This is a genomic window from Bacillus altitudinis, assembly GCF_001191605.1.
In the GTDB taxonomy this organism is placed as follows: Bacteria; Bacillota; Bacilli; order Bacillales; family Bacillaceae; genus Bacillus; species Bacillus altitudinis.
The window spans coordinates 1,394,783-1,412,135 of the sequence record NZ_CP009108.1; the positions used below are offsets into that span (position 1 = coordinate 1,394,783).

Consider the following 17,353-nt stretch of genomic DNA (forward strand, 5'->3'; position numbering starts at 1 on the left):
TAAAACTATTCTAAAACAGGAAAATGTTAGTTCAATAGGCGTAAAGACTTAAAAAAATGAAAAATTCGCTCAAGTGAAAATCATCGGAAAGTTATTCCAGAAGAATTTATATAAAATTTGAAATATCGTACAAGCAAACCTTTTCCACATGCATAGGATGACAAGAGGACATGTGTAAAAAGGAGGGGTTTTCATTGGGGGATGTAAATGAATCTGATCTGAAGAAACCCATTGTCAATGTATTAGACTTTGGCGTGATTGCTGACGGGAAAACGGACTGTACAGCGAAACTGAACGAATGCCTGGAATGGACAAAAGCACAGGGCTACTCCCACGTCTGGCTGCCGAGTGGAACGTATCTAATAGATGCGGTGTACAGGGGGGATCAATTTTTTCCTTTTCGTAATGCCGGCATACGAGTGCCAAGTCATATTTGTATTGAGATGGCATCAGATGCCGTTATCAAAGTGAAACCAAATGATTCGTGGGGATATGCAGCCTTTTATATTGGAGAGGTAGAGCATGTGACCATTCGGGGCGGGCGGATTGAAGGTGACCGTGATGAGCATGTGTACAAGGCACTCCCGCCAGAAAGAAAAACACATGAATGGGGCTTCGGGGTGTGTATTGAAGGTGCTTCCCATGTGAATATCGATCGTGTTCAAATCAACAATTGTACGGGAGACGGCATCATTGTCAGTCCGCACGGTTTATTGACCCATATCGAATCGTACTCGCCTGCTTCGTCTATTCATATTTCTGGCTGCACCATCACTGACTCAAGGCGAAACAATATGTCTATTACAGGCTGTGATGGTGTCATTGTGGAAGACTGTTTGCTTGAAAGGGCAGGGGTAAATGGGGTCGAGCCAAAAATGGGCATTGATATTGAAGGATACGGAGAAAATGCGGTCAACTTGGAGGAACCGCTGAATATTCAAATTCGAAACAACATAGTCAGAGGCGGCGCAGCCAGCTCTATCTATAATTTCAATGGCTATGGTGTGATCATTGAAGGTAATCAAACGGACAGCAGTATCTCCTATGGCTTCGCCACTGAAATGATCATTGCGAATAATTTGATTCGTGCAGTGGGTGGGGGCGTGACAAAAGCAGGGATTACGAGCTTAGGCGTGCCGCTTGATCAATCGGAAAACAATGTGATCATTATTGGCAATATGATTGAAGGATTTGAAAAGGGGATTGATGTGAGGGGAGACAGCGTGCACATCACAGGTAATAAAATCAGTCTTTTTGAAGATGCGGCTGTGTCTGTCTATATGGCCAATCGTATTTTAATAGAAGGAAATCATATTGAGTCAGGGACAAACACACGGCTTAGAAGTACATCGCTGCGTATTTATCAATCAGACAGCATTGTCTTTTCAAACAATACCGTCTACTCTGTCATCGATGCGGCGATGGTCAGAGGAACGAATATTCTCATTCAGCATAATCAATTCAAGGAATTCAGCCGAGGGATATGGGTGCAGGAGGGAGAAGCGGGGATCAACGGCAATCACTTTATTCAAGAAGGACATTCACAGCTCGCATCTTCGTATACGATCAGCGTGACAGGAAATGCAAAGGCTTTCATATGGCAGAATCGTTTTAAGCACTATCAAAACTATGCCGTCTATAGCAATACGACCGCTCCTTTAGAGATTAAAGACAATTCCTTTGAAGAAACGTCCTTATATGTGGTGATGTATATTAAAAATGGCTCACCCCAAATTGGTGATAACCGCTTTTATTTAAATCGTTCAATCGGACAGCCGACAGCCGTTTTTCTTGATGAGGTTGTCTCAGCACGTGTGCTACGGAATAACATCATTAATCTCTCTCCTCAAAAAGCGATTGCCGTCCGCACCGTATCTTCCACTCATTCGGTGATTGCCCATAACGTACTGGAGCGCAGTCAATTGATGACACACTCCACCGACCGGCTCATCGGAAATATTGAAATTGATCCACCGTAAACGCCTGTAAATCCCTTTTTTTGGAGGTTCAGAAGGCGGTTGACAATCATGTAAAAAGGGCATATAGTAATAATTATTTTTCATTTTTCACAACATTTGCCCTTTTTTTATGGATAAAACCGATTAATTCAATCAGAAAAATGTATCTTGTAAAATAATAACTTGATACAAGGATGATATAGAAAGGATGAAGAACAAGTGTCACAGCCGAAACGGAAGCTCAAGCTAGGCGTATTCATCGCAGGAACTGGACATCATGTCGCCTCTTGGAGACATCCGAAAGCAGTACCAGACGCAGCCATGAATCTTGATTACTTTAAACAATTAGCGAAAAAGGCCGAGGAAGGGAAGCTGGATTTGCTCTTTTTAGCCGACAGCTTATCAATTAATCATACATCTCATCCAAATGTATTAACGAGATTTGAACCGCTCACCCTGCTTTCTTCGATTGCAGAGTCTACCTCAACAATTGGTTTAGCAGCAACAGCATCAACTACATACAGTGAGCCATTCCATATTGCGAGACAGTTTGCCTCACTCGATCATTTATCAGGCGGACGAGCAGCATGGAATGTGGTCACATCTTCTATTGAAGAAACAGCGAAAAATTTTAGCGGAGAAGAGCATTTAGCGCATCACAAACGATACGAACGAGCTGAAGAATTCGTCGATGTCGTCAAAGGTCTGTGGGATTCTTGGGAAGAGGACGCACTTATCAGAAACCAAGAAACAGGAGAATTCTTTGAGTCTAGTAAGCTGCATGAGCTGCAGCACAAAGGTGAATTCTTCTCCGTACGGGGTCCGCTTAACGTATCACGCACCCCTCAAGGACAGCCGGTGATCATTCAAGCAGGGTCTTCTGAAGATGGTCAAAAGCTTGCGGCTAAAACGGCTGAGCTCATTTTCACGGCACAAAACGATCTCGACAAAGCGAAGGAATTTTACCAAAGCTTGAAGGGGAAAGTAGAGGCTACTGGACGAGCGAGAGAAGATGTCAGCATCATGCCGGGCATATTCCCAATCATTGCCGATACAGTAGAAGAGGCAAAAGCGAAGTATGAAGAATTACAAGAGCTGATTGTTCCAGAGATCGGCCTTAGCATTTTACAAAACTACTTAGGGGGTATTGATCTTTCGAAGTATCCACTAGATGGACCGCTTCCAGAGATTGATCCAAGCGCGTCAAATGCCGTGAAAAGCCGCTTTGACCTTGTGATGAATATGGCGAGAAAGGACAACCTGACCATTCGCCAGCTCTACCAATCTGTCGCAGGGTCCCGTGGGCACCATATCTTTATTGGAACACCAGAGCAGCTAGCAGATGTGATGGAGACATGGCTCGTTGAGGAAGCAGCCGACGGTTTTAACGTGATGCCGCCATTATTGCCAGAAGGACTTGATGCCTTCGTAGACCGCGTCGTTCCGATCCTTCAGGAAAGAGGCCTGTTCAAAACAGAATACACAGGACAAACTTTACGAGAAAATCTCGGATTAAAACAGCCAAAAAATCGCTACACGACATAAAGGTGAGGTGACTAACGTTGGGATATACGTTTCGTCTGGCAACTGAGGATGATATAGAAGCGTTGCTTGAACTGACAACAAGAGCCTATGAGCCGATTCGTGAGCTCGGCATCCAGTTCCAAGCAGCACATGCAGATATCGCCCTCGTTCAGAAAAATGTACAAAAGAACCTTTGCTATGTAATGGAAGAAAACGGAGAGCTTCTCTCCACCTTATCACTCCGTATGCCTTGGGGAGAACAGCCAGGACCATTCGGCGTTCCGCATATATGGTGGTTTGCTTCAGAACCAGCGGCAAAAAAAGGCACAGGCTCAGCCTTGCTTGAGTGGGTTGAAACGGAAGTGCTAAGGGACACACTAAAGGTACCGTATGTCTCTCTCGGTACAGCTGATAAGCATCCGTGGCTCATGGACATGTATGAGCGTAAAGGCTATGTCAGAGCAGGTGAAAAGGATCTAGGCAAAGGCCATATCACCATTTATTTTAAAAAACAATTACGATCAGATATTACACAACCATAAGAGGAAAGAAGGGTGTACGAACATGAAAAACAAAAAGTGGCTAGTTGTTTTATTTGCGGCAATGCTTGCGGTGTTAGCGGCATGCGGCGGGGGTAATCAGAGTGAAGGCAAAGATGAGAAAGTGCTTAAAGTGGGCGCTACAGGCCAAAGCTATCCATTTGCTTATAAAGAAAACGGCAAACTAGTAGGATTTGATGTCGAGGTCACAGAAGCCATTGCGAAAAAGCTAGGCTACAAACTAGACTGGCAGCTGAGTGAATTCAGCGGACTGATGGGCCAGCTGACATCTGGTAAGCTGGATACCGTATCAAACCAAGTTGCGATTACAGATGAGCGTAAACAAACGTTCAACTTTACAGATACGTATGCATACGCAGGAACACAAATCATTGTCAAGAAGGACAACAAGGACATTAAAGGACTTGACGACTTAAAAGGAAAAACGGTGGCGGCTGTTCTTGGCTCAAACCATGCCAAAAACCTAGAGAGCAAAGACCCAGACAAGAAAATCAACATCAAAACATATGAAACACAAGACGGTGTCTTAAATGAAGTTGCAAATGGCCGTGTAGATGCTTACGTCAACGGACGCAGTGTCTTGTTAGCTCAAATTGAAAAAACAGGACTTCCACTCAAAATCGTCGGCAACCCAATCGTATATGAAGAAGTCGGCTACCCATTTGCCAAAGATGAAAAGCACGACAAGCTAAGAGAAGAATTCAATAAAGCGATCAAAGAATTAAGAGAAGACGGAACACTGAAGAAATTGTCTGAGAAATATTTCAAAGACGATGTCACAGTGCCGATTAAAAAATAACAACAGCGGCGGTGAAAAGCAGACATGAATCACATTGATTGGCAGTATATGGTGACGGTTTTTCCAACCTTGATTCAATACTTGCCGATAACGATCTTCATGGCGATTGTCTCCATGGTATTTGCCATTATCATTGGTGTGGTATTCGCGCTTATAACGAAAAACCGGATACCTGTCTTATACCAATTTGCCAAGCTGTATATTTCTTTTTTCAGAGCGGTTCCAACTTTGGTTCAGCTCTTTCTCATTTATTTTGGTCTTCCGCAGCTATTCCCTGCGATGACCTCAATGGATGCCTTAACAGCGGTCATTATCGGTTTAAGTATTAAAAACTCAGCGTACTTAGCAGAAATTTTTAGAGCGGCTCTTAATTCAGTGGATGAAGGGCAGCTTGAGGCGTGCCTGTCTGTCGGCATGACAAGATGGCAGTCTTACGTCAGAATTATTTTCCCGCAGGCCGTCAGAAATGCCATTCCAGCGACGGGGAATACCTTTATTGGTCTTTTAAAAGAAACATCGCTTGCCTTTACCATTGGGGTGGCAGAAATGTTTGCGCAAGGGAAAATGATTGCATCGGCCAACTATAAGTACTTTGAAACGTATTTAGCGGTTGGCATTGTGTATTGGGTGCTCACCATCATTTATAGTTTCCTGCAAGACCTATTTGAACGAAAAATCAGCAAACCTTACCGGAATTAAGGAGGTGTGGACATGATCAAGCTCACCAATTTGAAAAAATCATTCGGCGACCTTGTCGTCTTAGACGGAATTAATCTTGACGTGCAAAAAGGGCAGGTTGTGGCCATTATCGGACCTTCTGGCTCCGGTAAATCAACATTGCTGCGCTGTCTAAATCTATTAGAAACGCCAGATGAAGGTACGATTGAAATTGGCGATGCGAAGCTGAATACGTCTAAATATACACGTAAAGAAGCCCATCACCTGCGTCAGCAAACGGCTATGGTGTTTCAAAACTATAATTTATTCAAAAACAAAACAGCCTTGCAAAACATTACAGAGTCACTGCTTGTGACGAAAAAAATGACCAAACAGCAGGCAAATGAAATCGGTATGAAGCTATTGAAACAAGTAGGGCTAGAACAAAAAGCGGACAGCTACCCGGTCACACTATCCGGCGGTCAGCAGCAGCGGATTGGCATTGCCCGTGCGTTAGCGGTCGATCCACATGCGATTCTGCTGGATGAACCAACATCAGCACTCGATCCAGAACTTGTCTCAGGTGTGCTTCAAGTCATTAAATCCATTGCCATTCAAGAAACGACGATGATCATCGTGACACATGAAATGGCGTTTGCAAGAGAAGTAGCAGATCATGTGATTTTTATGGCAGATGGTCATATCATTGAGCAGGGAACGCCAACTGAACTATTTGACGAAACGAAGAATGAACGAACAAAACGATTTATCCAAAAAGAAGCAGCGGCTGAAGAAGCATAAGCTGCTTTTTACTCTTTAGAGGGGTGAGTATCAGTGAAATCATTAGGAAATCAAGCTTTAAACAAACGTTTAATTAACATACGCCGAGCGCTTCATGAGCATCCAGAGCTGGCATTTGAAGAATATGAAACGACCAAAAAACTACGAGGCTGGTTACAAGAGGAAGGGATCACAGTACTCAATTTCCCAGATCTTCAAACAGGAGTCGTTTGTGAAATCAAAGGAGAACAAGAGGGACCAACGATTGCTCTGAGAGCCGATATTGACGCACTTCCGATTGAAGAAGCATCTGGCGAACCATTTTCTTCAAAGATACAAGGGAAAATGCACGCATGCGGCCATGATTTCCATACCGCTTCGATTTTTGGTGCGGCCGTCCTATTAAACGAACGGAAACATGAGCTCAAGGGAACAGTCCGCATTTTGTTCCAGCCGGCTGAGGAAGTGGCGCAAGGAGCGAAACACGTCATAGAGGCAGGCGTCTTAAATGGAGTGGATGCGATATTTGGTATGCACAATAAACCTAACCTGCCAGTTGGCACCATCGGGATAAGAGAAAAAGCATTAATGGCGAGCGTCGATCGCTTTGAAATTGACATTCAAGGAACGGGTGGTCATGCTGGAATTCCAAATCACACAATTGATCCGATTGCCATCAGCGGTCAGATCACAAGCGCCCTACAGCAAATTGTCAGCCGCCGCATTAGTTCTTTGCATCATGCGGTTGTCAGCATCACACGTATTCAAGGTGGCACATCATGGAATGTGATACCTGATCGCGTCGAGATGGAAGGGACCGTTCGGACGTTTGAATCTGAAGTGAGAGCGATGATTCCAGATCTCATGAAACAAATCGTGAGCGGTATCGCAGAAGGGTTTGGCGCAAAGGCAGATGTGAAATGGCATCCGTATTTGCCTTCTGTGATGAATGACGAGCGTTTGACAAAGGTTGTGGAAGAAACGGCAGGAGCACTTGATCTCGCAGTAGTAGAGGCAGAGCAGTCACCAGGCGGAGAAGACTTTGCCCTTTACCAAGAACGCATTCCAGGCTTTTTTGTCTGGATGGGGACAAGCGGTACCGAGGAATGGCATCACCCTGCCTTTACGTTAAATGAAGAGGCACTCCCTGTTGCCGCTGCTTTCTTCTCCGAGCTTGCGGTTCGGGCGTTGGAGTCAAGAACATGGAACTAACGAAACAGCTCGCAGAGGAAGTGCTCTCTGCTGATCCGTTGCAAGATCAACAGGCCATTCAAATGGCTCGAAACGGTCTATTAGACGCTGCGGCAGCAGCGCTTGCTGCAAAAGAGGATGAAGGGATTCAGAAGCTCATGGCGCTGGTGGAACAAGAAGGCGGCGCGGCTCAAATTCCCGTCATTGGACAAGGGAAGAAGGTCAGCCGCCAAGCAGCAGCCATGCTAAATGGCTACTTGATTCACGCCCTTGATTATGATGATGTGCATTCAGATGTGAGAGGACATCCAAGTGCGGTGATCATTCCGGCCTTGCTTTCCCAGCTGACAGACGGTGAGGCATATGGTGATCGATTTTTAGCAGCCTACATTACTGGCGTCGAAGTGATGGCAAGGCTAGGTGAATCCATCGGTAAGTCGCATTATGAGCGGGGCTGGCATAATACCGGAACGCTCGGAGCCATTGCAGCGGTCTGTGCGATTGGTTATTTGAAACAAGTTTCACAGAAAGAGCTGGCGAAAGCGATCGGCTTTGCTGGTGCGCAATCAGCTGGAATGCGAAAGCAGTTTGGGACTGATATGAAACCATTACAAGCTGGACTCGCCGCTCAAACCGCCGTATGGTCCATGGATTTAGCTTGCTCAGGTTTTGGCGGGAGTGAATCGCTTCTAGATGGGGAGCTGGGCTTCTTTTCTCTCTATGGGGATCAGAAACTGGCGGAAAGACGTCTGCTAGAGGAATATGGCACTGCATGGCGTATCGTGTCGCCAGGTCTATGGTTTAAAGTGTATCCGTTCTGTTCAGCGGCGCATCATGCAGCCGATGCGATCGAGTCATTAGTACAAGAATACAATTCCTTACAGGAGAAGATCGAACAGGTCGACGTCATGTTTCCGCCTGGCGGTGATGCCGCACTCACGGAGCGGGCACCTTTGACGGGAGAAGAGGGACGATTTAGTGTCGAGTATGTCATCGCACTAGCGGTGTTTGGACAACCTTTATCACTGGATGCTTTTACGAAAAAAGCCATTTCACCAGAGCTGCGGACATGGATGAAGCGGGTAAATAGAGTATATGATCAAACGATAAAACCCCATCCAGACGCAGTGCCAAAAGGGCGATTTACGATTGTAAAGCTCAACTTATCTGACGGGTCCACCATCAGCAAACGGGTCGATATCCCTCGGGGAGCACCAGGCTGTGCGTTATCGACAGAAGACATCATACAAAAGTTAAGCAGCGTCACCAGCACATCACAGGCAAAGCAGCTTTTACAGGCGGTTGAAGAGGGGAATGACGCTGCTTACTTGCAACTGCTGGCATGACAAGGAAAAGGGCTCATCAATCAGATGAGCTCAGCGTGTAGACAAACCCTCGCATTCGCCCGCAGTCCTGCGTGCTGGTGCTCACGAATGTCAAATTCGCTCCGCGCCGGTACTCGTCCTTCCTAGGCTGCAAAGGTTTTCTATCACGCTGAAAAGAAGACAAAGGGCTAAAATCAAGTTCATTTTAGCCCTTTGTCAACAATTTGGGCTCATCAATAAGATGGGCTTTTTTTCATAACAAAAATCAATGAGGTTCACCTCGACACCCAGCTCCATCAAAAAGTATGAATAAAAGATGACCAAAGCATGATAAGTTCATGAAATCGTATCAATCCAATTGAGATTTGAGAAGGAACATGTAAAATAAAGCTACATAAAGAAAAACAAAGGCAACAGCGGAGGCTGATGATGAAAATATTAATGATTGAAGATAACCAGAGTGTTTGTACAATGACGGATATGTTTTTTCAACGAGAAGGATTTCAAGCGGAATTCGTCCATGATGGATTAGAAGGATTGAATCGATTTAAGCAAGAGGAGGATTGGGATCTGCTCATCTTAGATGTCATGCTTCCTTCAATGGATGGTCTGACCATTTGTCAAAAAGTACGCCAGATCAGTGATGTTCCGATTATTATGCTGACAGCAAAGGAAACGGAATCTGATCAGGTGCTGGGATTCGATCTTGGGGCAGATGATTATGTGACAAAACCCTTTAGTCCGCTCACCTTAATGGCAAGAATCAAAGCAGTGAAACGACGTTTTGCTCAAACAACATCTACTCAAGAAGGAGCGAAAGAGGGTGAACGGCTAGAGACCGAACATTTTCAGTTAGATAAAAAAACGAGAGAAGTGTTTCTAGAGGGGAAACCGATCGAAAATTTAACACCAAAGGAATACGATTTGCTGTGCTTTTTTATACAGCATCCTCGGCAAGTATTTTCACGAGAACAATTGCTTGAGCAAATTTGGGGATACCAATTTTATGGTGATGAACGAACGGTTGATGTTCATATTAAACGATTGCGCCAAAAAATCGGAGACGGGCCTAAGCCCTTTCTGTATACGGTATGGGGCGTAGGGTATAAGTTCGATGAAGATTAAATATTTTTACCAGTTGCTGATTAGTCACCTTGGGTTATTGCTCATTGCCATCATTATTATCAGCACCTTGATGTCTCATTTTGTGAAAGATATTGCTTATCAAAATAGGGTAGACGAAATGAGTTCGTATGGGAATGAAATTTTGGAGAATTTTAAACAATTGTCGAAAGCCGAGATGAACTTCCGTTTGCGTCCATTTGAAGACATTCTCTCTACGAGACAAATCCGTTTTTTCGTCTTTGATGAAAAAGGGACTGTGCTATCTCAGCAGCAAGAGATGCCGCCGCATGAAGCGTTACTCACAAAAGATTTGTGGGCCAAGCTCGCAAAAGGAGAAGAAATTATTGTCAAGCGAAGTGATTCACGCCGGCTTGATCAAGAAGCATCACTTGTGGCACTTCCTGTCATGGAAGACGGAAAGCTGAAGGGCGGGGTGGTGCTCATAGCTCCTATTCAAGGAGCAGAAGAGCTGATTGCTCAAATGAACCGGTATTTATATATCATCGTGTTTGTGGCATTGACGATTACCTTTATTCTCAGTCTGTTTCTGTCGAAGTTCCATGTGAATCGTATCAAAAAACTGAGAGAGGCAACTGAGAAAATTGCGCATGGTGACTACAACATTCATCTTGAAAACAAACACCTTGATGAAATTGGTACACTAGGTGAGGATTTTAATATGATGGCCAATCGTCTTCAACGGTCAAGAGAGGAAATTGACCGGCTCGAAAAGCGTAGGCGACAATTCATCGCAGATGTGTCTCACGAATTGAAAACACCGCTGACGACCATTCGAGGGTTGGTCGAATGGCTGAATACTGCGGATGTGCCGGCAGAAGAGAAAGAGAAATGCTATGCGCTCATCACTGATGAAACAAAACGAATGTTGCGTCTCGTCAATGAAAATATGGATTATGAGAAAATCAGGTCGAATCAAATCACTCTTCAAAAATTTCACTATCCACTCATTGATACGTTTGAAGTGATTAAGGAGCAGCTGAGCCGAATGGCTGAAGAGAAAAACAATCAGCTCATGGTAGAGGTTCACCCTGAACAAAAGGTATACGCAGATTATGACCGGCTCATTCAAATTCTCGTCAACATCACAAAGAACGCCATTCAATTTACAGAAGGCGGCCGTATTTCTTTGAGAGGGAAAGAAGAGAATGGGGAAACGATCATTGAAGTAGAAGACACGGGAATCGGCATTGCACCTGAAGAAGTCAAACACATTTGGGAACGTTTTTATAAAGCGGATATTTCGAGAACGAATACACCATATGGAGAATACGGACTTGGATTGTCGATTGTCAAGCAGCTTGTGGACTTGCATGACGGACAGATTGATTTAAAAAGCGAAAAACATAAAGGAACAACATTTATCATTCGTTTACCGCTACCACAAGAAAAGGGCTAAACTCCGTTTAGCCTCAGCGTGTAGAAAAACCCTCGCATTCGGTGTCAGTCCTGCGTGCCGGTGCTCACGAATGTGAAATTCGCTCCGCGCCGGTACTCGTCTTTCCTAGGGCTGCAAAGGTTTTCTATCACGCTGAAAAGAAGAGAAAGGGCTAAACTCAGTTTAGCCCTTTTTGGTGTATCATCACTTATTCTGTTTTGGAGAACGTTAGGCCGATATGAGCAAGTGCCTGCGGTAAATCCTTACGAATGGTGATGTCTTTAAATGAAATATTCGATTGAATCGCATTTAGCGCAAGGTCTTGCTTTATTCCTGTTAAAACAGCTGAAATGCCTAAAAGTCTTAACGTTTGCGCATAGCTGACCAAGTATTGAATGCTTTGTTCATTGAGTCGTTTTGTCCCTGAAACATCAATGACCAAATGAGAGAGCGACAGCCTGTAGCTTTCCTGCAAAATGGTTTCTAAAATATGCTGCGCACGTGTCTCTTCGATATCACCAAGAAGAGGGAGCACGGCGACACCGTCAACAACAGGTACGATCGGTACAGATAATTGCTGAATCTGCCGATTGGCCTGGTCGAGTTCTAAGACGTAACTCAACAAAGATGCCATCGTTTCAAACATATGAACATGCTCTTCTGTAAATTGCTGCGGCCTTAGATCAAGTCCACAAATGGTTCCATAGTTCGTACCATCAGTAAAATCGATGGGAACCCCAATAAATGATCCGCCTTGCAGCTGTTTCGTGACGTCTAAGTTTTTTGAACGCTCGTCCAAGCGGATATCAGGGATCAACAGCGTATCGCGATGATCGACCGCCAGCTTGCAAAATGTCTTCTCGTAAGGATTTTCTTCCCCTTCTTCAAGAAGCTGCTCGTCGTGATTTAGCACCTTCACAATTTGATTGGTGTTTTGATCATTTTTAGCAATAAACAGTGTATTCACATGAATGAATTGACTCATCATGTTTAAAATACTTGTAGAAGCATCATGAAAATTGCGAAACTGTTTTAATAGTTGTTGACGAGGCATGGATTAGGACTCCTTGTAGCTCCGATCAATGGCCGGAACAATAGTTGATTTGTCTCTATCATACAAAATCAAACGAGAAATAGATATACTTTAATGCGCAAATCGTGCGAGATCAAAAAGACTGCCGATCCGGAGATCTGACAGTCTGCTGATTAAATGGAGACAGGCACCGTGGACATAGAGAAAAATTCCTCATATAAGGCTTGAACGGCTTCTTTTTCTTGAGCCGCTTTGACGCCAAACATCATGCTCACCTCTGAAGAGCCTTGATTGATCATTTCAATATTCACTTTGGCTTTTGACAGCGCTTTTGCCGCTCTTGCTGTTGTACCAACATTATGACGCATCGCTTCTCCTACGACCATAATAAGCGAGAGGTTCCGCTCTAAAACCACTTCATCTGCATCAAGTACAAGCTTTAATCGGTCTAAAAGCTCTTGTTCAATCTGCTGCTCCTCCAGCTGATCCTGCCTTAAAATAATGGTCATATCATCAATGCCAGAAGGGACGTGTTCATACGTAAGTCCATATTCCTCTAACGTTTGCAGCACCTTACGTCCAAAGCCCACTTCTCGGTTCATCAAATACTTACTGATATAAATACTGCAAAATCCATTGTCTGATGCGATTCCCACAACAGGGCCATTCGTATGATCCCGTTGATTCACAATTTTCGTGCCTTTGGCCGCTGGATTATTGGTGTTCTTAATCTGAACAGGAATACCTGCCCGAAAGGCTGGAATAAGTGCTTCATCATGAAATACAGAAAAACCCGCATAGGACAATTCACGCATTTCACGATACGTCAGCTCTGTGATTTCCTTTGGCTCATGAACGATCGTTGGATTGACGGCATAGACTGCATCCACATCCGTAAAGTTTTCATACACATCTGCCTTCAGTCCATTTGCCAAAATGGAACCGGTAATGTCTGATCCACTGCGGGAAAAAGTGACGATATCACCCGCTAGACTAAAACCGAAAAACCCAGGGAACACAATGATGCCAGAGCGTTCTCTTAATTTGTACAAATGATCATACGATTCTGGGAGGACTTGCGCTTGACCAGGCTCGTCGCTGACAAATAGACCGGCTTCTTTTGGATTCACATAGTGCGCTTCGACGCCTTGATGCTGAAAGTAGGCTGCAATCAGCTTTGCATTATTATCTTCACCGCTTGCTTTAATCGCATCAAGATAACGCTCAGGATGAGAAGAATCAGCCTGTAATAACGTGTTTACATCTTGCCGGATGATGTCAATAATGTCATCACCTAACCCCAGCTCATCCGCAATCGAGGCATATCGCTCGATGACAGCTTCTTGTAAATCGTGTGCTTCACCTAAACGTAAATATTGTTCACCGCAACTAATTAATAGATCGGTGACCTTCGTATCCGTTGAATGCCGTTTTCCTGGTGCGGAAACAACGACTGCTTTTCGAGCTGGATCTGCTGTGACAATGTCAAATACCTTTTGCAGCTGCTTGCCAGAAGCAAGAGAACTGCCACCAAATTTAACGACCTTCAATGCATACATCTCCTATAGTAAAAATTTTCTCACAAATTGAATAGTTTCTATTATCAACTCTTTTCTTCAAATTATCAAGGTTTTTCTTCTCTATATGAACAAATGTGTTTTTAGGGAGGACGTTGTGTGTGAATATATGAAAAAAGAGCCGGCGATATGCCGAGCTCTTTGTCTTTATGAAGAAGAGGACGAAGAAGATAGCTCCTGCTTCATCACTTTGTTTTCACGTTTTTCTTTTAAGAAGAAGGAGAGGACGAGTCCAATGACCGCAATAGCACCAGACACGATAAATGACGTATTCATGCCATGAACGGCTGACTTCATTGGATCGGATAATGCTGCATTGGCAGCAGAGCTGCTCATAATGGAGACAAGCACAGCCGTCCCGATAGAGCCGCCCATTTGTCTCATCGTATTATTCATTGCTGTCCCGTGCGGAATCAAATGCGGTGGTAACGAGTTAATACCGGCTGTTGTCAGCGGCATCATGATCATCCCAACCCCGATTAAGCGAAGTGTGTAGGCCACTGTAATGAGGGCAATCGATGAATCAAGGTTCAGCATCATAAATGGCAGGGAAGTGACAGCTAATATCGTAAACCCGCCTAGAGCCAGCCCTTTACCGCCTACTTTGTCAAAAATTCGTCCGATAATCGGTGATAGGAATCCCATAAAGAGAGCCCCTGGCAATAAGATCAGCCCTGTATCAAGGGCAGATAACCCTCTGACATTCTGCGTATAGAGCGGCAGAATCGTCTCTGTTCCAATCAGTAAAGCAAAGACGAGCATACCGAGGAAGGTCGTTAAGCTAAAGATCGCAAACTTAAAGACGCCAAACTCAAGCATCGGTCTTTTCAAATTCGACTGACGCAGGATAAAGAAGAACAAGCTCACAGCGCCGACAATGAGTGAAATCAGAACGGTCGCACTCGTCCAACCATACGTTCCGACACTTGAAAATCCGTACAGCAGTCCACCAAATCCGAAGGAAGACAGGATCACCGATAAGACATCGATACGAGTGTCTCTTTGCTGTGTGACATTTTTCATTAAGAAGAAAGCAAGAATGAGATCAATAATACCGATTGGAAGAACAATATAGAATAAGAACTTCCAGCTAAAGGAATCGACAATCCAGCCGCCAAGTGTTGGTCCAAGCGCCGGTGCGAATGAAATCACTAGTCCGACCATACCCATGGCTTGCCCGCGTTTTTCTTTTGGGAAAATGGTTAAAAAGATCGTTTGCATGAGCGGCATCAAAATCCCTGCACCGGCTGCCTGCACGATACGTGCTGCAAGAAGCACCGGGAAATTCGTGGCGAACGAAGCAAGAATGGTACCTGCTGTAAAAATGCTAAGAGCCGTTAAGACTAAGGAACGGCTTGAAAATTTCTCAATTAAAAAGGCCGTAATTGGGATGAGAATCCCGTTTGTCAGCATAAAGGCTGTGGTCAGCCATTGGCCTTTACTGACATCAATATTGAACTCTTCCATGATATGCGGGATCGCTGGAATGAGAAGCGTTTGGTTTAAGATCGCAACGAACGCCCCAACGAGGAAAATCCCAACAATCACAGACCGGTTATACGATGTTGTTGATTGGTTCATATTATCCCTTCTTTATCTATAAAATAATGCTTTTCAGCTGTGACACGTTTTGAGATAAAACGCTGTGTTTGCCTAAATAATCAAGCAATGAGCTAATTAAAAAGGTTCTCGGTTGGTCCTTTGACAGTTCTTGACTCAGCAGTTCAAACGCAGAGAGGAGATCGTCCTTTTCTTCTCCATTTGAGAGTGTGTGAAGCTCTTGTTTCATCTTTGTTAAGTACGAGATGACAAGCTTTTCTTCATCATATTCTTCCTGTGTGGAAAGCAAATAAGAGTCCATCAGCTGATCTGTTAGCACAGGCTTAATGGAGCAAGGCTTTATTGATACACGGTCCATTACACCGATGATCATTTCGGCGGCATTTTCTAATTGGATGTTCTTGTGCTCAATCGCCAACATCAAGATGAATTCTCTCATTAATCCGTTGAGGACAATCACAAGATCCCACACATAAGGCGCAACAGATTCACCATATGTGCTTAAAATCATGTCTCTGTGCCGCTGCATGATAATGGAGCGTGTCTCACGTAAATGCTTAATGACGATGGGCGAATGCTGTGAAAAAGCTTCAAAGGACAGCATATTCAAAAATTTATGATTCTCTTTAAACTCTTCAAGCTCAAGCTTAATCTTTTTTGTGAATTTTTCCTTTTTGGACAGCGTCGTTTCGGAATGAATGATCTGAGAAATCTCTCTCATTTTGCGCTGATTGTATTTAATCAGTTCCAATAGAAGAGCTTCCTTTGAATCAAACAGTTTATAAATAGACGCTTTTGATATTTTACAGGCATCAGCAATTGACTGCATGGAGACACTCATATAGCCTTTTTGAGAAAATAATTTCTTCGACACCCGCAAAATCTCTTCTTGCTTTTCGTTCATCTTCATAAGTCCTTTCCGAATCGGCAAAACCATATGGTCACAATGGAAACCGAGTGGTCACTTTTGCTATGATAACAAAACCAATGGCACATGACAAGAAAATGAACTTAAAAAAATACCTGCCCCAATGACAGGTATTTATCCTTCCGCATGTGCGGCATATATGTGGATCTGTCCGTTACGTTCGACGATTAAAAGATCTTCCCGCTCCTTGACAGAGTAGATAGCGGTGCCTTTTTTCAACCGAGAAGCTGTTCCATGTTCAAAATGTGTGGCAGCTCTTTTCTGAATGACACCTACTTGCTGGTGTTTTGTTACATTTAATGATTTTGTCCAATCTATGTTTGTTTCATAGATCGTTTCTTCCCATTGAAATAAATCTGCCTGTGGATCGAGAGTTAATAACTCTTCTGCACTAGGTGGTTTTGACTCAAATTGCTGAACAGATTGGCAGGCGCATAAGCTCGTTGCCAATAAGAGCATGAATAAGCAAGTCCATATTGTACGTGTCAAATAAGGTTCTTCCCTTCAAAATAGTGTCTATGAGTCATAGTCGTTTCCATAGGTTGTCGCGTTACAATGTCATAGGCGAGTAACGAGATTGTATGTTAGAACAAAATACGATACATTTATCGTATGAATAATCCAAATCATCCAACCCAAGAAAACATGAGACTCATTTCTGTGCTGCAAGCATTGGCTGACCCTGTTCGGCTGGAGATTGTCCGCTGCTTAGCAGAAGCGGGTGAGAGGACATGTGGTACGTATCATATGAACATTGCCAAATCCACGCTGTCGCATCACTTTAAAGTACTAAGAGAAGCAGGCATCGTGAAAGTGAGAATTGACGGGAAGCACCGTTACTACTCTCTCAGAAAGGACGACATTGATACCGCTTTTCCAGGCCTCTTGTCATCCGTATTAGCTGTAGACAAGGAGCGGTGGTAAGAGAATCTTGCATCAA

16 protein-coding genes are annotated in these 17,353 nt (G+C 44.0%); 11 read left to right on the plus strand and 5 right to left on the minus strand.

Going from position 1 to position 17,353, the window contains the following annotated elements; all coding sequences use genetic code 11:
* Nucleotides 1-194: 194 nt before the first annotated feature.
* The 10 genes from ID12_RS06945 to ID12_RS06990 all read left to right on the plus strand — a co-directional run bounded on the left by ID12_RS06945 (nucleotide 195) and on the right by ID12_RS06990 (nucleotide 11,336).
* Nucleotides 195-1,979, plus strand: coding sequence for a right-handed parallel beta-helix repeat-containing protein (locus ID12_RS06945; RefSeq protein WP_035390468.1), 1,785 nt, complete (start codon nucleotides 195-197; stop codon nucleotides 1,977-1,979).
* A gap of 198 nt (nucleotides 1,980-2,177) precedes the next feature.
* Nucleotides 2,178-3,503: an LLM class flavin-dependent oxidoreductase gene (locus tag ID12_RS06950; protein WP_035390466.1), complete on the plus strand. Its 1,326-nt coding sequence runs from the start codon at nucleotides 2,178-2,180 to the stop codon at nucleotides 3,501-3,503.
* Nucleotides 3,504-3,520: 17 nt separating this feature from the next.
* Nucleotides 3,521-4,024: a GNAT family N-acetyltransferase gene (locus tag ID12_RS06955; RefSeq protein ID WP_007498165.1), complete on the plus strand. Its 504-nt coding sequence runs from the start codon at nucleotides 3,521-3,523 to the stop codon at nucleotides 4,022-4,024.
* 22 nt (nucleotides 4,025-4,046) lie between these two features.
* Nucleotides 4,047-4,841: an amino acid ABC transporter substrate-binding protein gene (locus tag ID12_RS06960; RefSeq protein WP_008347268.1), complete on the plus strand. Its 795-nt coding sequence runs from the start codon at nucleotides 4,047-4,049 to the stop codon at nucleotides 4,839-4,841.
* 24 nt (nucleotides 4,842-4,865) lie between these two features.
* Nucleotides 4,866-5,540, plus strand: a complete 675-nt coding sequence (locus ID12_RS06965; protein WP_007498163.1) for an amino acid ABC transporter permease — start codon at nucleotides 4,866-4,868, stop codon at nucleotides 5,538-5,540.
* A 12-nt stretch (nucleotides 5,541-5,552) separates the two neighbouring features.
* Nucleotides 5,553-6,299 (plus strand): amino acid ABC transporter ATP-binding protein, encoded by a 747-nt coding sequence (locus tag ID12_RS06970; RefSeq protein ID WP_050826944.1) that lies wholly within the window; start codon nucleotides 5,553-5,555, stop codon nucleotides 6,297-6,299.
* 33 nt (nucleotides 6,300-6,332) lie between these two features.
* Nucleotides 6,333-7,490 carry an amidohydrolase gene (locus ID12_RS06975; protein WP_050826945.1) on the plus strand — a complete coding sequence of 386 codons (1,158 nt, stop codon included), beginning with the start codon at nucleotides 6,333-6,335 and terminating at the stop codon, nucleotides 7,488-7,490.
* Nucleotides 7,481-8,815 (plus strand): MmgE/PrpD family protein, encoded by a 1,335-nt coding sequence (locus ID12_RS06980; protein ID WP_050826946.1) that lies wholly within the window; start codon nucleotides 7,481-7,483, stop codon nucleotides 8,813-8,815. The genes ID12_RS06975 and ID12_RS06980 overlap by 10 nt, the downstream gene beginning before the upstream one ends.
* A gap of 408 nt (nucleotides 8,816-9,223) precedes the next feature.
* Nucleotides 9,224-9,919, plus strand: coding sequence for a response regulator transcription factor (locus ID12_RS06985; protein ID WP_050826947.1), 696 nt, complete (start codon nucleotides 9,224-9,226; stop codon nucleotides 9,917-9,919).
* Nucleotides 9,909-11,336 carry a sensor histidine kinase gene (locus ID12_RS06990; protein ID WP_007498154.1) on the plus strand — a complete coding sequence of 476 codons (1,428 nt, stop codon included), beginning with the start codon at nucleotides 9,909-9,911 and terminating at the stop codon, nucleotides 11,334-11,336. Before ID12_RS06985 ends, ID12_RS06990 begins: the two co-directional genes overlap by 11 nt.
* 187 nt (nucleotides 11,337-11,523) lie before the next feature.
* Here ID12_RS06990 and ID12_RS06995 read toward each other — a convergent pair whose 3' ends face one another.
* The 5 genes from ID12_RS06995 to ID12_RS07015 form a co-directional block, all read right to left on the minus strand.
* Nucleotides 11,524-12,369 (minus strand): GAF domain-containing protein, encoded by an 846-nt coding sequence (locus ID12_RS06995; protein WP_007498153.1) that lies wholly within the window; start codon nucleotides 12,367-12,369, stop codon nucleotides 11,524-11,526.
* Between the two features lie 152 nt (nucleotides 12,370-12,521).
* Entirely contained in the window at nucleotides 12,522-13,898 is a 1,377-nt protein-coding gene (locus ID12_RS07000; protein WP_050826948.1) for an aspartate kinase, read from the minus strand.
* A gap of 174 nt (nucleotides 13,899-14,072) precedes the next feature.
* The gene (locus ID12_RS07005) at nucleotides 14,073-15,506 is read right to left on the minus strand and encodes an MDR family MFS transporter (protein ID WP_017366611.1); all 1,434 of its coding nucleotides are present in this window, start codon (nucleotides 15,504-15,506) and stop codon (nucleotides 14,073-14,075) included.
* Between the two features lie 16 nt (nucleotides 15,507-15,522).
* The gene (locus ID12_RS07010) at nucleotides 15,523-16,389 is read right to left on the minus strand and encodes a TetR/AcrR family transcriptional regulator (RefSeq protein ID WP_224562798.1); all 867 of its coding nucleotides are present in this window, start codon (nucleotides 16,387-16,389) and stop codon (nucleotides 15,523-15,525) included.
* 138 nt (nucleotides 16,390-16,527) lie between these two features.
* The gene (locus ID12_RS07015) at nucleotides 16,528-16,902 is read right to left on the minus strand and encodes a hypothetical protein (RefSeq protein WP_050826949.1); all 375 of its coding nucleotides are present in this window, start codon (nucleotides 16,900-16,902) and stop codon (nucleotides 16,528-16,530) included.
* Between the two features lie 123 nt (nucleotides 16,903-17,025).
* Between ID12_RS07015 and ID12_RS07020 the strand changes: the two genes are divergently transcribed.
* Nucleotides 17,026-17,337, plus strand: a complete 312-nt coding sequence (locus ID12_RS07020) for an ArsR/SmtB family transcription factor (RefSeq protein WP_007498144.1) — start codon at nucleotides 17,026-17,028, stop codon at nucleotides 17,335-17,337.
* The last annotated feature ends 16 nt before the right edge of the window (nucleotides 17,338-17,353 follow it).

Excerpts from the sequence above, each read along its gene's own strand:
- ID12_RS06960 (WP_008347268.1), top strand. The coding sequence starts at position 4,047 with ATGAAAAACAAAAAGTGGCTAGTTGTTTTATTTGCGGCAATGCTTGCG.
- ID12_RS06965 (WP_007498163.1), top strand. The coding sequence starts at position 4,866 with ATGAATCACATTGATTGGCAGTATATGGTGACGGTTTTTCCAACCTTG.
- ID12_RS06970 (WP_050826944.1), top strand. The coding sequence starts at position 5,553 with ATGATCAAGCTCACCAATTTGAAAAAATCATTCGGCGACCTTGTCGTC.
- ID12_RS06980 (WP_050826946.1), top strand. The coding sequence starts at position 7,481 with ATGGAACTAACGAAACAGCTCGCAGAGGAAGTGCTCTCTGCTGATCCG.
- ID12_RS06985 (WP_050826947.1), top strand. The coding sequence starts at position 9,224 with ATGAAAATATTAATGATTGAAGATAACCAGAGTGTTTGTACAATGACG.
- ID12_RS06990 (WP_007498154.1), top strand. The coding sequence starts at position 9,909 with ATGAAGATTAAATATTTTTACCAGTTGCTGATTAGTCACCTTGGGTTA.
- ID12_RS06995 (WP_007498153.1), bottom strand. The coding sequence starts at position 12,369 with ATGCCTCGTCAACAACTATTAAAACAGTTTCGCAATTTTCATGATGCT.
- ID12_RS07005 (WP_017366611.1), bottom strand. The coding sequence starts at position 15,506 with ATGAACCAATCAACAACATCGTATAACCGGTCTGTGATTGTTGGGATT.
- ID12_RS07010 (WP_224562798.1), bottom strand. The coding sequence starts at position 16,389 with ATGAACGAAAAGCAAGAAGAGATTTTGCGGGTGTCGAAGAAATTATTT.
- ID12_RS07020 (WP_007498144.1), top strand. The coding sequence starts at position 17,026 with ATGAATAATCCAAATCATCCAACCCAAGAAAACATGAGACTCATTTCT.